The organism is Paenibacillus sp. AN1007, assembly GCF_040702995.1.
Classification (GTDB): Bacteria; Bacillota; Bacilli; order Paenibacillales; family Paenibacillaceae; genus Paenibacillus.
This window is the reverse complement of sequence record NZ_CP159992.1, coordinates 2,720,128-2,735,365: the sequence shown is the minus strand read 5'-3', so window position 1 is coordinate 2,735,365 and position 15,238 is coordinate 2,720,128. Positions and strand designations below refer to the sequence as shown.

12 protein-coding genes are annotated in these 15,238 nt (G+C 45.9%); 11 read left to right on the top strand and 1 reads right to left on the bottom strand.

The annotated features are described in order from the left end of the window. Position 1: 1 nt before the first annotated feature. From ABXS70_RS12055 to ABXS70_RS12035, 5 genes are all read left to right on the top strand, one after another. Positions 2-1,717 (top strand): RICIN domain-containing protein, encoded by a 1,716-nt coding sequence (locus ABXS70_RS12055; RefSeq protein ID WP_342556015.1) that lies wholly within the window; start codon positions 2-4, stop codon positions 1,715-1,717. Positions 1,718-2,029: 312 nt separating this feature from the next. Continuing rightward, positions 2,030-4,354, top strand: a complete 2,325-nt coding sequence (locus ABXS70_RS12050; protein WP_366296030.1) for a helix-turn-helix domain-containing protein — start codon at positions 2,030-2,032, stop codon at positions 4,352-4,354. A 158-nt stretch (positions 4,355-4,512) separates the two neighbouring features. Further along, positions 4,513-5,487, top strand: a complete 975-nt coding sequence (locus ABXS70_RS12045; RefSeq protein ID WP_366296028.1) for an ABC transporter permease subunit — start codon at positions 4,513-4,515, stop codon at positions 5,485-5,487. A 27-nt stretch (positions 5,488-5,514) separates the two neighbouring features. Then, the gene (locus ABXS70_RS12040; RefSeq protein WP_366296026.1) at positions 5,515-6,441 is read left to right on the top strand and encodes a carbohydrate ABC transporter permease; all 927 of its coding nucleotides are present in this window, start codon (positions 5,515-5,517) and stop codon (positions 6,439-6,441) included. A gap of 35 nt (positions 6,442-6,476) precedes the next feature. After that, on the top strand, positions 6,477-8,117 hold the full coding sequence (locus tag ABXS70_RS12035; protein ID WP_366296024.1) for an ABC transporter substrate-binding protein: 1,641 nt from the start codon (positions 6,477-6,479) through the stop codon (positions 8,115-8,117). A 122-nt stretch (positions 8,118-8,239) separates the two neighbouring features. Here ABXS70_RS12035 and ABXS70_RS12030 read toward each other — a convergent pair whose 3' ends face one another. Then, positions 8,240-9,382, bottom strand: a complete 1,143-nt coding sequence (locus ABXS70_RS12030) for a glycosyl hydrolase family 8 (protein ID WP_366296022.1) — start codon at positions 9,380-9,382, stop codon at positions 8,240-8,242. 293 nt (positions 9,383-9,675) lie between these two features. On the opposite strand from ABXS70_RS12030, the gene ABXS70_RS12025 reads away from it, so the two are divergent. The 6 genes from ABXS70_RS12025 (at position 9,676) to ABXS70_RS12000 (ending at position 15,228) form a co-directional block, all read left to right on the top strand. Next, positions 9,676-10,959 carry an SGNH/GDSL hydrolase family protein gene (locus ABXS70_RS12025; RefSeq protein ID WP_366296021.1) on the top strand — a complete coding sequence of 428 codons (1,284 nt, stop codon included), beginning with the start codon at positions 9,676-9,678 and terminating at the stop codon, positions 10,957-10,959. 57 nt (positions 10,960-11,016) lie between these two features. Beyond that, on the top strand, positions 11,017-11,784 hold the full coding sequence (locus ABXS70_RS12020; protein WP_366296019.1) for an alpha/beta hydrolase-fold protein: 768 nt from the start codon (positions 11,017-11,019) through the stop codon (positions 11,782-11,784). A gap of 113 nt (positions 11,785-11,897) precedes the next feature. Beyond that, positions 11,898-12,530 carry a glycoside hydrolase family 11 protein gene (locus ABXS70_RS12015; RefSeq protein WP_342556023.1) on the top strand — a complete coding sequence of 211 codons (633 nt, stop codon included), beginning with the start codon at positions 11,898-11,900 and terminating at the stop codon, positions 12,528-12,530. 139 nt (positions 12,531-12,669) lie between these two features. After that, entirely contained in the window at positions 12,670-13,512 is an 843-nt protein-coding gene (locus tag ABXS70_RS12010; protein ID WP_366296017.1) for an SUMF1/EgtB/PvdO family nonheme iron enzyme, read from the top strand. Positions 13,513-13,762: 250 nt separating this feature from the next. Beyond that, a complete protein-coding gene (locus tag ABXS70_RS12005) occupies positions 13,763-14,476 on the top strand; it encodes a glycoside hydrolase family 16 protein (protein ID WP_342556330.1) in 714 nt (237 codons plus the stop codon). A gap of 173 nt (positions 14,477-14,649) precedes the next feature. Beyond that, positions 14,650-15,228: a hypothetical protein gene (locus tag ABXS70_RS12000; RefSeq protein WP_366296624.1), complete on the top strand. Its 579-nt coding sequence runs from the start codon at positions 14,650-14,652 to the stop codon at positions 15,226-15,228. Positions 15,229-15,238 lie beyond the last annotated feature (10 nt).

Here is a 15,238-nt window from a genome sequence, read left to right as displayed (position 1 = left end):
ATTGAAAAAGATTATTACGTCTTGCAAGCTTTTACTCGTCTTGGCATTACTGATCACGATTGCTCCATGGGGAGGCAGCCGGGCTGAGGCTTGGGTAGGCATGCCTATGGGGAAACTTAAAGTCAGCGGCAAACATTTGGTGAACAGCAGCAATCAGCCTGTACTTCTAAATGGCTGGCATCAACCGTCCGGGGCATACTGGACCTATCAGGACAGCAACTATTATCTGAACCTTCACGGTAACAATCGTCATGCTGCAACACTGGCTTATCTGAAAGACATTACGGACACGTTTGCAGACACCAGCCCGAAATACGGCAGCAATCACGGCTGGAAGATGAATCAGGTACGTCTTTTCATCGATCGTCAGGACATGGGAGATGTGGCGGCAGGTACATACAACTTTGCCGGTGTGCAGACTGTGACGCAGAACGTCATCATTCCTTATATCCAGTACGCAAAAACCAAAGGTGTGTATGTGGTTCTGGGTCTGGACTTCACATTGAAGGATGATCAGGCAACAACAGCTTCCAATCTGCAAAAATTCAATCAAATCTGGGGTTATCTGGCCTCCCGTCCAGAGATTAAAAGTGCAGACAATGTACATTTTGAGCTGATTAACGAGCCGGTGAAATCTTTTGCCAATGGACACTGGGGCGGATATAACGGGGAAAATGATTTCGTAGATCACTGGAATGATCTTCGTAATTTCCAAAATTCAATGATTTCAACGATTCGTAATCAGGGCGCAGACAATGTAATCTGGGCGGCTGGTCTGGGTTACAATCAGTTCTACAGTCTGACAGCAAGTCATCCGCTGACTGACCCTCTGAACAACTACGGTTATGCTGTTCACTGGTACCCGGGTTATGGAGCGTATGACAACTTTAACATTTTACAAGATCAATGGAACACCAACGTCAAGGCTGCTGCTGACAAATATCCAATCAACATTACGGAAGTGACCTGGTTCAAGAACAAGCCGGGAGATTCCGCTTACTGGAACCTGTTTAATGGCAGTAACGAAGGTTTCGGAACGAACACCAAAACGATTTTCAATGCGGCAGGTAATGTCAGCATCGCGGCTCATATGAATGGTTTCATTCTGGAACCGGGTCCTCGCAGTTCGTTCGCTGATCCGACAGCAGGACTGAAGTGGGATGGAGATGCGTCACGCAGTGCGATGGGACGATTCCTGTTTAACTGGTATAACGAGCGTTCCCAGAATTATGGAAACGGCGGTAATCCGACCAATCCAACGAATCCAACTACAGGTCTGGTGTCTGGTGCGACTTACAAGATTACAGCCCGCCATTCCAATAAAGTCATTGATGTTCCGGGCGGGAAAAATGAAAACAACCTCCAGCTGCAGCAGTGGAGCGATCTGGGAGGCAACCCGCAGAAGTGGGTACTGACATCCATTGGCGGCGGCAGCTACACACTCACAAGTGTGAATTCGCCTGATAAAGTTATTGATATTCGCAACGGTACACAGACTAATGGCGAAGCAGTGCAGCTTATGGCTAATTTGAACACAACTGCACAGCATTTCAAGGTTAATGATCTTGGCAACGGGTATTACAGCATTATTAATGTAAACAGTAACAAAGCGATTGAAGTTGAGAACGCTTCCACATCTGATGGGGCCAAGCTCCAGCAGAACACGTATACAGGTGCGTCGAATCAGCAGTGGAAATTTGTTATGGTGAGTAATTAATGCGTTAATTTTATAATTTCTTAAATCCCCAACAACCTTTTTCGGTCATTTCATGACTGGGAAAGGTTGTTTTTTCGTCTTTATATTTTCATAACCTTGTGAAGATTGGGCCAAGAGGCATGCTCTATCTGCTATGACCCGCGAAGCTTCAACGTACATATTCGAAAAACAGGTATTGTATAACTGCAGGATGTAAATGTACCATAGGGAAGAAGTTGTACCTTCACCGAGGAGAAATGCCCATTGTATCATGAAATGACGGTCACACTATCGAGAAATGTAAGCGCTTGACTAGAAAAAGGGGGGAGTACATTGAAGCTCCTATGGTCCAAATTTTCACCGATGTTCCGCCGATTTCTGATTTCGTATCTCGTTATTCTCATGATTCCGCAGATTGCTGGGTACGCCTCTTACAGGGCGTCCATTGAAGCAGCCCGGACCAGTTCGATTGAGAACAGCTTGAAATCCCTGAATCTTGGCAAAGAAATCATTGAACGAAACCTGCTTCAGGTTGAAGCGTTCACCAGGCAGCTCGCCATCAATCAGGACCTGCATCGTTTGATTGCTGATCCCAAACCACTTGATGTCTATAATGTTTATGGCATCGGCAAAATGCAGCGCAGCTTGTCCATGTACAGCAGTACAAATGAATATTTATCTCACTTTTTTATTTTCATTCCCAACTATAACGTGATCATTACGCCCACCACGGTCTATTACAGGCCGGAGCATTATTATGCGGCCAATGCAATGGAGGGGATGACCTTTAAGCAGTGGAACGAGAATATTTTAAAGAAGCCGCATTTTAACGAAATTATTCCGCTTCAAAACTACAAACGGGAAATAAGCAGTAATGTACTTGCGAATGTACCAGCGATTACCTTTTTACAATCCCTGCCTCTGAACAGTTTCAATAAACCGCAGGCTACCATTGGTGTTCTGATTGATGAAGATGAGATGGCGAACCTGACGCAGCATATCGTCGATCAGTATGGCGGCTGGACATTAGTTAGAGATGCCGAAGGCCGGATCATCTTTTCACGCGGTATAGAACAGGCGGAAGCGCAGCGTTTGGCACAAAGTTACGAGCCCGATTCGAATGAGGTGCAGCGAGCAGAAGATGGACGATTGCTTCTATCTATCCATTCGGATCGAAACGGCTGGAGTTATATGGCAGGCATTCCTGAGAAGGCGTTGATGACCAAAGCGGATGGGATTAAACAAGTCACATTGGCATTTACTTTAGCTACGCTGCTGGTTGGATTAGCCTTCGGACTTATACTTGCGTATCGAAACAGTGCACCGATCTATAAACTGCTGTCTGCTTTTCGTGAACAAATAAGTGAACCTTCTGATAAAAAGCGCAATGAGTATGATTTTCTGGCGAGCCATATTCACCATTTAATTGCCAATAATCAAACGCTGGAGAATGCGCTGAACGAGCAAATTCCATTACTGCGAGACGGATTCATCAAACGGCTGCTCACAGGTGAGTTCTATACACTACAAGAGCTGGAGGCGATTTCTTCGCAGACACATATTTTAATTCAGAACAGTCAGGGGATAACCGGTCTGCTGAAGGTAAACGGTTATGCCAGTCTGGATAGTGAGGAAACGATTCAAGAACTGAGTGTGGCGAAACTGATTATCAGACAGATCATCACGGAATGGAATGCGAATGTGCTGATGACGGACTGGGGCACAGACCAGATTGCTTTTATATGTCCGGTAACGGAGACGCCGCTGGACACAGCAGCACATCATTATGAGTCTGAACTTGGCAGACTGACAGAACTCATTTACAAGGACTACCGGATATCAACTACGATAGGTACCGGGGCCGTTTATGAAGTTTGGAATGATGTGGGACGTTCATTTGATGAGGCGAAACAGGCTGTGGAATATGCGATCCATATGGGAGCAGACCAACTTGTCAAATTCGAGGATACATTGAAGGAACATGAGATGTATTATTATCCGATTGAATCGGAACAGCGTCTGCTGAATACCATCAAAGCCGGAGAAATGGAAGAAGCTATTCGCATTCTGGATCAGCTGTTCGTACGGAATTTTGAAGAGCGGGAGCTTTCGTATGAGATGGTACAGCAGTTCATCATGGAACTGAAGGGAACGTATCTGAAGCTGGATGAGCCCAAAATGAAGCACAATGATTCTTTTAATGATGAATACAAAAGCGGCGTCGCGAGTATTCAGGTTACCGATTCCCTCACAGCATTACGCGGGAAATTCAAGTGGTTGACCGAAGAGATGTGTAAGGAAGTTTTGAGAAAAAGATCATCCACCCATGCCGACACCGTACAAGAAATTACCCGTTACATTGAAAATAATTATAGCGATGCGAATTTGACGATCTGCCGCATTTCCGAACATATGGGAAAATCCGAAAAATTCATCTCCCAGTTGTTCAAAGAGCACACCGGAGAGAATCTTTCCGATTATGTGGAACGGGTGAGAATTAATGCAGCGTCTGAGCTGCTCCTGGAGAGCGGCCAAACCATTGACGAGATTGCGCTTACGACCGGATACAACAGTGCACATTCATTCCGCCGAGCATTCAAGCGTGTACGCGGGATTTCACCGAGCGTATTTCGGAAGATGGACAATCAGAGCGGCTAATGTACGCTTCTGATTTAGTATCCATGCGTATAATGTACGCTCATTTCCGAGATGTACCTTTACGCTTCCCCGAAGTCAAACTTATGATATGAGCACAAAGAAAGCGCTGCCAAAAAAAGGTGCGCTAACTTCAATCATAGGTATCTCTGACTGGGGGGATGATTCTGAGAACAGTAACAACAAGTGAACACAAGTCGGGTGTGAAGGAGCGCAGGCGATCAACATTACAGCATGCGCTGGCTAGAAGCTTCAGGAGGCATTGGCAGTTATATCTGCTCATTTTACCTCCGGTGGTGTACTTTATCATTTTCAAGTATGTACCGATGGTGAATACGGTTCTCGCATTCAAGGATTATAACGTCATCAAAGGAATCTGGGGCAGCCCTTGGGCAGGCACCAAGTATTTTGATCTGCTTTTTCAGAATCCAGCGTTTATGATGTTAATCAAAAATACGCTGCTCATCTCATTCTACAGCCTGATTGTCGGTTTTCCGATTCCGATTCTGCTGGCGCTGGCTTTGAATGAAATTAAAAACATGAAGTTTAAGAAAACCGTGCAGATGGTAACCTACGCACCTTATTTCATATCCACGGTGGTTATGGTATCGATCATCATGCTGTTCCTCTCGCCGAGGTTGGGTATTGTGAATACCATTGCAAGCGCGCTGGGCTTTGAAGCGGTGAATTTCCTCGGCAATCCAGACATGTTCCGCTCGATCTATGTATTTTCCGACGTATGGCAGAGCATGGGATATTCCGCAGTAATTTACTTGGCCGCGCTTGCTGGCATTGATCCTTCATTGTATGAGGCTGCCAAAGTGGATGGAGCCAATCGGCTGCAGAAGATTATTAATGTGGATTTGCCGGGTTTGCTGCCGGCGGCTGTCATTATTTTGATTCTAAGCGTAGGAAATATTATGGCGGTGGGATTCGAGAAAATATATCTGCTGCAAAATCCTCTAAACTTGTCGGCTTCGGAAATTATCTCAACGTATGTGTACAAAATGGGACTGTTGAACGCCAATTACAGCTTTGCTACAGCGGTTGGTTTGTTCAATTCCGTCATTAATCTCATCTTATTGCTGACCGTCAATGCAGCAGCAAAACGGCTGTCCAACACAAGCTTATGGTAACCACACGGAGGGGAGGAGACTTGAAGGATGTCTAATTTACAATCACAGACCGGTCGTTCAGGAGCGAACAGAAACTCTGTAATCAGAGAATCGCTTGGGGATCGTCTGTTTATTACAGCAATCTACATCATTCTGTCACTCGTGCTGGTTGCTGTGCTGTATCCATTGATTTACATCGTAAGTTCATCACTCAGCAGTCCGTCAGCCGTTTCTTCAGGAAAAGTATGGCTCTGGCCGGTGGATCTATCCTTCGAAGGATACAAGGCCGTGCTGCGAAATGAACAAGTGCTGATGGGATACGCTAACTCATTGTTTTATACTGCCTGCGGCACGTTTATCAGTGTAGCGTTAACGATCATGATCGCCTATCCACTTTCCAAAAAGACTTTTGTCGGACGCAGTACATTGATGATCTTCATTACGTTCACAATGCTTTTTGCCGGTGGTTTGATTCCAACGTATCTGGTTGTTAAATCTCTTGGACTCATTGATACACGGTGGGCGCTTCTGATTCCCAATGCGATCTGGGTATGGCAGGTCATTATTGCACGTACTTTCTTTCAAAATTCCATTCCGGATGAACTTTCAGAGGCGGCCGATATTGATGGCTGCAGTGATATTCGGTTTATCTTCAGTGTAATTCTGCCGCTTGCCAAGCCAATTGTGGCAGTGCTGTCGTTGATGTACGCAGTTGGTCAATGGAATGCCTATTTCGACGCACTGATTTACTTGAAATCGCAGTCGCTCTACCCGCTGCAGCTGATTTTGCGAAGTATTCTTATTCTGGGCAGCTCGGGCAATATGGATGCTTCCGAAATGATCAAGCAGCAGCAGATGGCTGAACTGATGAAATACTCCTTGATTGTCATGGCCAGCTTGCCGGTTCTGATCATCTATCCATTTGTACAGCGCTATTTCGTACAGGGTATGCTGATCGGTTCAGTCAAAGGATAAGTTTAATTACAACTTTCATGAGGGAGAGGATTTTATTGAGGAAAACAAGTGCATTGGTACTTGCATGTGTGCTGCTTCTTACGTCGGTACTGGCAGGCTGTTCGTCTTCTGATAAGGGGAACGGAGAGGTGGATGCGAACGGGAAAATCCCGATGAACGTATTTGTACATCAAGGATCAGACATGAATCTCGCTACCAATAAATTCACCAAGAAAATGGAGGAGAAATTCAATATCCAGTTCAACTGGACGACAGTTCCTTTTGATGGAGCAGCTGAAAAAAGACAGATATCCCTTGCTTCTGGCGACTACCCGGATCTATATCTGCTTATTCCATGGGTCGATCGCTTCTCACAGACAGACTTGTTGAAATTTGGTCAGCAGGGTGTGATCCTGCCGCTGAATGATCTGATTGATCAGCATGCGCCTAACATCAAGAAAGTGCTTGAAAGCAACGAGTACTACAAAGCGATGAATACCGCGCCTGACGGTAAAATCTATGGATTGACCGGGCTGAATGAATGTTTCCACTGCTCATATCCAAATAAAATGTGGGTGAATACGAAATGGATGGAGCAGCTGAATATCAAAGAGCCAACAACGACAGAAGAGTTTCGGGAAATGCTGAAAGCGTTTAAAACGAAAGATCCGAACGGCAACGGCAAAGCAGACGAAGTACCGCTGAGTGGTTCGACCGAAAACTTTGGTGTGCACATTATTCCGTATCTGATGAATGGTTTCATCTATAATGATGATCGAAATTACCTGATTCTGAATCAAGGAAAAGTTGAAACGGCTGCGAACAAGCCGGAATGGAAGGAAGGCCTTACGTATATCAAATCTTTATATGATGAAGGACTGATTGACCCGGGTGCTTTTACACAAAACGTAGGTGCCTTCAAGAAAATTGGAGACAATGCCGATGCGCAGCTTCTGGGTGCAGGAGCAGCAATGCATCCGTCCTTATTCGTAACGACTGCCGAAGGCTCACCTTATGGCAATGATTACAATCCGATTCCACCACTCAAAGGGCCGAATGCCGAATATGCATCCTACAACTATCCGATTGATCCAGGAGCTACATTTGTCTTAACGAACAAAGCCAGTGAACAGACTCAGATTGCTGCAATCCAGATGCTGGACTACTTCTATACACAAGAAGGTGCAATGGCTTCATATCTGGGCGAAGAGGGCACAAGCTGGCGTAAACCGGAAGAGGGAGAAGTGGCGCTGAATGACCAGGTGAAACCGCTCTATAAAGCGATTCCGCTTCCATCCGGAGAAGAACCTCGTAATGATAGCTGGTCTGCACTAAGCCAGTACAATCATCACCGGGCCTATCGCGATGCAGAAGTACAGGGAACAGATATCTATGCCAACGACGGGTATGAACGCCGCCTGTACGAAGCTACATTGTTGATGGAAGGCAAGGAACCTAAAGAGGTATTCCCGCATTGGGCATTGTGGGTTGATCCGTCCCTTGCGGATGAAACCAGCATGATGCAGACCAATATCAAGGACTATATCGACCAGAACGCACTGCAATTCGTCACAGGAGCAAAAAGCTTGGATAAAGACTGGGACGATTATGTGAAAGGACTGGAAGGGCTCAACATCAATCGTTATCTGGAAATTATGCAGTCCGCTTATGATGCATCATCCGTTTCATCCAAATAACAAGGTAACAAAAGACAAGACGGACCTGACCCGCAGATAAGCGGTCTGGCCCGTCTTTTTTTATTGGATTTTCAAAAGTCCTTCGAATCTACCGACTTTATCGAACCTATCAAATCTAAAACCTAATACATCCGATAATTTCCGCTTAAGGCAAGCATCGTGAAGAAGTAAAGACAGTTATCATAATAACGACGTTTTCCTTGGCGAAGCGGTGTATTCCAGAACAATCGAACGAAATCATCAGCATGAGGGCCATCCGCTGCGAGTGAAGCCATCGCATTGGTTGCCAGCAAACCTACAGGATGCAGCGCAGGTTCGTCAAAAGGTTTACCCTCAATCGTATAGCGGCGATAATCCGCTGGGTCGATGTCGCTAAAAAAGGCCTGAATCCGATTGGACTGTTCAACCTGCCACGGGTCCTTGCGAAACCATTCCCAGTCCAGTGCAATATTCGCAGCAACGCGATAGGCGTCGCTGTAAAAATGCCTGAAATCACCATGAGGCTGCACCGGGGCAGGCGTGCCGTCATAATTCGCGTATTCAGGCGAAAGCCCGGTTACCGGATGACAGGCTGTACGCAGATAAGCCCGGCTTGCTTCGGCAGCTTCTTTCCAAAAAGATCGATCTTCTTCATTCGCGTATGCAGCAAACAGTTCGTAAAAATGGGGGAGGTGATAGGAAGGATCACTAAAAGGAGTCTCGGGAATGAACTTGATCAATTTATTGCTCGGTTCCCACATGGGATTACCTTCCCCTTGTTCGCCTTGATGCACACAGGCATGAAGGATCTTTCGAGCTTGAGATTTATAGTTATAAGGAGCAGGTCCATCTCCCCAGCGATTGGATGCGAAAAACAAAGCCATCGCAAAAAACTCTTCGCCGTCAGGGGCGGGACCTTGAGACAGTCGAGTCCCATCAGGCTTGCAGTGCCACGCAAAATAATCCTTGTACCGTCCTTCTGTGTGCTGCATATACGTCACTGCGTAATTCCAGAGACGGTCAAATTCTTCTTTCTTGTCCATCTGCACAGCCATCATCATGCCATATGACATGCCTTCGGAACGAACGTCGTCGTTGCCTGTGTCCAGCATGTAACCTTGATCCTCACCAACAGGATAATAAATTCGTGTATGTTCATCTCCATAAAACAGATCATTCCAGGTTTGTTCCAGTCGTGCTGATATTTCTACTTCTGTATACCCCGACTTTTGAAAAAGATTGGCATATGTACCTGTATCATGAGCGCCTTTTCCTATGATGTTCATAAGCTCCTCCTTTATAGATGCTTCATATATGAAAGTATAACATTCGCCATACTACTCAAATTAAAGCGTTTACATGGAAAATTATAGGTGTCATATGCCATCTATTTCCATTTTGTGCGGTCGATGATATATTTAGTCAAGTCCTATAGTTTATCAGGTTGCTGTTAAATTATGTAAGCGCTACACTCGGAGAGAAGGAGCCGCCTGATATCGACATCATTTTCGTTCAGGCTCCTTCATGAAGCAGTGCTTGGAGTGTAAAATTTTCGCTGGAAGGTTGGTGAGGTTGTAACATGATTGGCGATTCAGGAGATGTAGATCAGAATGAAGGAACCCATGCACCGCGTGACCCTGATCGAGCTGCAGTTTCCACGTTAGAGGCTGACTTTGATTACAATTCTTCCGCTTATCATGACATGATCGACAGATCACTCCTGAATTTAGGGAACAATGTCAGATTGAAGAGAGCGATTGAGAAGGCCAAACGAGGGGAACCTGTCGTTATTGCTTTTATCGGGGGATCGATTACTCATGGCGCTGGTGCAGCACCTATTCATCTCCAAAGTTATGCCTATCACTCTTATGAACATTTCAAAACAATGTTTGCTCCTTTGAACAGCAGTACGGTTCAGCTGATTAAAGCGGGTGTAGGCGGGACGCCTTCAGAACTTGGCGTCATACGTTATGAGCGGGATGTGCTCCGGGATGGAAGTGTGCAGCCGGACATTGTCATTGTCGAATTTGCGGTAAACGACGCTGATGATGAGACGCGTGGGAATTGTTACGAAAGTTTAGTGTTGAAAGCGCTTGCTTCGGACAACGAACCAGCGGTCATTCTGCTTTTCAGTGTATTCCGGAATGACTGGAATCTCCAGGATCGTCTCGCTCCGGTGGGCTTTCATTACGACCTGCCCATGGTGAGCATGAAGGATGCTCTTGTAGAGCAGTTCCAGAAGCCAAAAGATGAAGGCGGCGTCATTACCAAAGAGCAGTACTTTCATGACATTTATCATCCTACCAATGTGGGACATCGGATCATGGCTGATGCGCTGGCGAATCTGTTTCGTGTTACAGATCGTACAAATCTCGATCAGAAAGAAGATGAATTAACGAAATATCCAATTATCGGCAATGACTATGTTAATGTCAAACTGCTGGATCGGAAAAACGCGGACCAGATCGCCCGAGTGGGAATAGGCAGCTTCTGCCACACAGATACAGAGCTGCAGATGACCGAGATGGACGATCATGATTATGGCACACCACTTTTTCCGAATAACTGGATGAATGTTCCCGGTGAAGCAGCAGTCAGCAGTAGTTTCAAGCTGCATTTGCGGTGCAGTCACCTTATTTTGATCTATAAAGACTCCGACAGCGAGAGATTTGGAACGGCCCAGATCAAGGTGGATGGTCAACCTGCCAAACAGGCTGATCCTCATCAGATCAACTGGACACACTGCCATGCCATGCTTCTGTTTAGTAAGCAAAAGGTCGATGAACATGTCATCGAGATTGACATGGCACCAGGACATGAGGACAAGCATTTCACCATTCTGGGTTTCGGATATGTGGATTAGCGGGAACCTGTGTATGAGAGTCAGAGAATTATGCTAACCGTGAAGGGAGTAGAACAAATGATAGCATCAGCATCCGCTGGCTTTGACCAGTATCGTGATAACATAGCGCGTGGTGTAGTCGAAACGATAGAGTATGATTCCACTACGGTTGGCAGCGTGCGTAAAGCCATGGTATATACACCGCCAGGCTTTTCCTCGGAGCATACCTATCCCGTGCTCTATCTGCTGCACGGAATTGGAGGGGATGAGACGGAGTGGCACACACACGGCTCACCACATATCATCTTGGACAACCTATACAGCGACAATCTCATTCAGCCTATGATCGTCGTTTGCCCTAACGGGCGTGCAATGCCTAACGATCGGGCAGAAGGTGATCTATTTGATCCCGTGAAAATCCGGGCATTCGAACAATTTGAATCAGATCTGATTCGCGATCTTATCCCGCATATCGAGTCGCGCTACCCTGCGGCTCATACAAGGGACAAAAGAGCGATAGCAGGCTTATCTATGGGAGGGGGACAGTCCTTGAATATCGGACTTCGCAACCTCGAGCATTTTGCCTGGGTGGGTGCCTTCTCGGCAGCTCCCAACACCAAAGCTCCAGAGGCCCTTATACCAGACCCGGCCGAAGCAGCCTCTCTTTTGTCCATGCTGTGGCTGTCCTGCGGAGATCAGGATAATCTTATTCAAATCAGTAGGGATGTTCATGATTATCTGAACCAGCAGGGTGTGCCTCATATCTGGTACGAAGAAAGCGGAGGACATGATTGGCCCGTATGGAAGAATGATCTTTATCTATTCTCACAGCGCCTCTTCCAGTAAGGCACAATCATTCTATTCATTTAGTACGCAATAGTGCTGCCCGTGGTAAGCGTGGAATTCATTGTTGGACGGTCTTAAACCAAAAAAACTAAAATATCAGGAGGTATTTCCCTATGTTCAAATTCAGCAAAAAATTGTTGACAGTTGTTCTTGCAGCTTCCATGAGTTTTGGTGTATTCGCCGCGACTACAGGCGCTACGGATTACTGGCAGAATTGGACAGATGGCGGAGGTACAGTTAATGCCGTAAACGGTGCCGGCGGGAATTACAGTGTAAGCTGGCAGAATACTGGAAACTTTGTTGTCGGTAAAGGGTGGACATACGGAACACCGAATCGTGTAGTTAACTACAATGCAGGTGTATTTGCTCCGTCCGGTAATGGATACTTGACGTTTTATGGCTGGACCCGAAATGCACTTATTGAGTACTACGTGGTAGATAACTGGGGTACGTATCGCCCGACAGGCACATATAAAGGAACCGTGAACAGTGACGGCGGTACTTATGATATTTATACAACCATGAGATACAACGCGCCATCCATTGATGGGTATTCAACATTCCCGCAATACTGGAGTGTTAGACAATCCAAACGTCCAACGGGTGTTAACTCCCAAATTACGTTCCAGAATCACGTAAATGCGTGGGCGAGCAAAGGAATGTACCTGGGTAACAGCTGGTCCTATCAAGTTATGGCGACGGAAGGATATCAAAGCAGCGGTAATGCAAATGTAACTGTTTGGTAAGCGCTTTCATATAATTGGAGAACTCGTTCTGAAAGTGAGGCACAGTCCTGCTTCCTGAACTGAGCTTATCGGACCCAAGCAGGACAGGTCTACGGATCTGTCCTGCTCTCAATATCCGTTTCAAAGGAGAATTGCAGAGATGAGAAAGTGGATGGTATTACTGCTCATTACAGCTGTTATTGGACTAAGCGCATGTTCAACCGGCAGCAATGCCGCCGTAAGCGACGATCTTGTATTGGTAGAGGGTGGGAGATTCAAGAGCAGCAAAACGAGTTATAGCGGCCAAGATATCACATTGTCTGACTTTTATATCGGCAAATATGAAGTGACTCAGAAGCAGTGGTTTGACGTTATGGGCGACAATCCCGCTGGTTTCAAAGGGGAAGAACGCCCCGTTGAAAGAGTGACCTGGTACGACGCAATCGAGTACTGTAACGCACGAAGCCTGAAGGAAAACTTGAAACCATATTACACTATTGACAAAGAAACTACGGATATGAATAACAAAAATGAAAATGATAACGTGAAATGGACTGTAACCATCAATGAAGATGCGAATGGATATCGTCTGCCAACTGCAGCAGAGTGGGAATACGCGGCGAGTGGAGGGCAGAAAAGTCAGAATTTCACCTATAGCGGAAGCAATAATCCCGACGAAGCAGCATGGTACTGGATGAATGCCGGGGAAAAACCGTTAACAGGAGATTGGAACTGGCCTGCAATTGAAAACAATCGGAATCAAACCAAGCCTGTCGGTCAGCAAAAAGCTAACGAGTTAGGCATTTATGATATGTCCGGCAATGTGAGAGAATGGTGCTGGGAATGGCACAGCCATCCGGAAACCCCGGACAACACTTGGAGAGTCAGCAAAGGTGGCGGCTGGGTCAGTAGTGTGAATACAGCAGAGATTTCATATCCAGGAAAATTCGATGCAAATGGCCTTGGACCCGATCAGGGGTTGCGAGTCGTACGTAGTAAATAACGGGGCCCCTTCCTAACGAAGGTCCTTTTTGCATTATTTGCTCCAACAGGGCATTTATCTTTAAAAGTGAATATCTATTCTTTAAACTTTGCTATAGTTCGTCCATAATGATCCGTATAAAATGGAAATACCAACCATGTAAGCGCTTAACAAAAACAGGTAGTCTGCTTATTCGTGATGATGTGCAGTACCCAAACTGCTGGTTGTATGGTTTCGTTTATATGGTTGGAATCCGTAATGGAGGTGTATGATGAAGAGGAAGACATGGTTTACATTAATGGTATCGGGAGTGGTTTCATTATTTATTTCGGTAAGCGCTTTCGCAGGGTGGGTGTTTTGGGAACCCCTGACGTATCACAATGCAAGTACCTGGCAAAAAGCAGACGGGTATTCCAACGGTTCGATGTTCAACTGCACATGGCGGGCGAACAATGCCAACTTCACAAACGATGGCAAGCTGCGGTTAAGTCTGACGAGTCCTGCGAACAACAAGTTTGATTGCGGGGAATACCGATCAACGAATACGTACGGGTACGGTCTGTATGAAGTAAGCATGAAGCCTGCCAAAAATACAGGAATCGTATCCTCCTTTTTCACTTATACTGGTCCTGCTCATGGTACTCAATGGGATGAGATTGACATTGAATTCCTCGGCAAAGATACGACAAAAGTGCAGTTTAATTATTATACAAATGGTGTCGGAAATCATGAGAAGATCGTAAATCTGGGCTTCGATGCGTCCCAAGGCTTCCATACGTATGCGTTTGATTGGCAGCCAGGGCATATCAAGTGGTATGTGGATGGTGTACTGAAGCATACGGCTACTACGAACATTCCGAAGACACCAGGTAAAATTATGATGAATATCTGGAATGGAACCGGCGTCGATGGCTGGCTTGGATCTTATAATGGAGCAAATCCGCTGCACGCCGAATATGATTGGGTGAAGTATACGAGTAATTAAATCGTAAGCTGATTACGTACACGTAGTCTGAGACATGCATAAAACAGAGGAGGGGACTTGATCCGCCTTCCTCTGTTTTTTTATGTTTTTCAACCTTTACAGAAATAACAAAACGTAAGATGATGAGAAAAAAAGATAGAAACTATTTTAGGATGAGAGGAATAGATGTGGATATGAATATGAATATGAATGAATCTTCCGAGCAGTTCGTAAAGCTGTTAGGTCAACCATATGATTCGAAACAGGTACAAGCATTGCTGGAGCCTTTCGGTGTAAAAAAAGTAGGGAAGCCCGACAGTCCTTTCCAAGATGACATCATCTGGTCAGTTAAAGCATCTGTCCGCATCGATGTATATCGCTCGCCCAAAATTAATACGTTAACCGAGCGTGATGATCTCCCTCGAGATGAGTGGGTCATTGGAGCGATTCATTTTCTTGCGCCGGGGTCGGATGACCGGATCAAAAAGCCGTTTTCCGGACAGCTGCCAAAGGGGATTACGATGAACGCAGCTCCTGATGAATGGGTCGCCGCGTACGGACAACCGGATATCTATGAACAGGGTGACTGGCTTGGTGGCAGCGGCCCTTATCTGGCATGGCGCAAGTCGAATATGAATATATCCGTTGAGTATGAAACTGATGAGAACAGCAGTGTGATCACCTGCGTTAAGTTCTGTCTGATTGGCTGTATGGGTGCCTGGAAGAGTGATTACCCAGCAGTGTTTGCCCCGTGGTTGAACGGAGAGGCGTAACGGAGACATT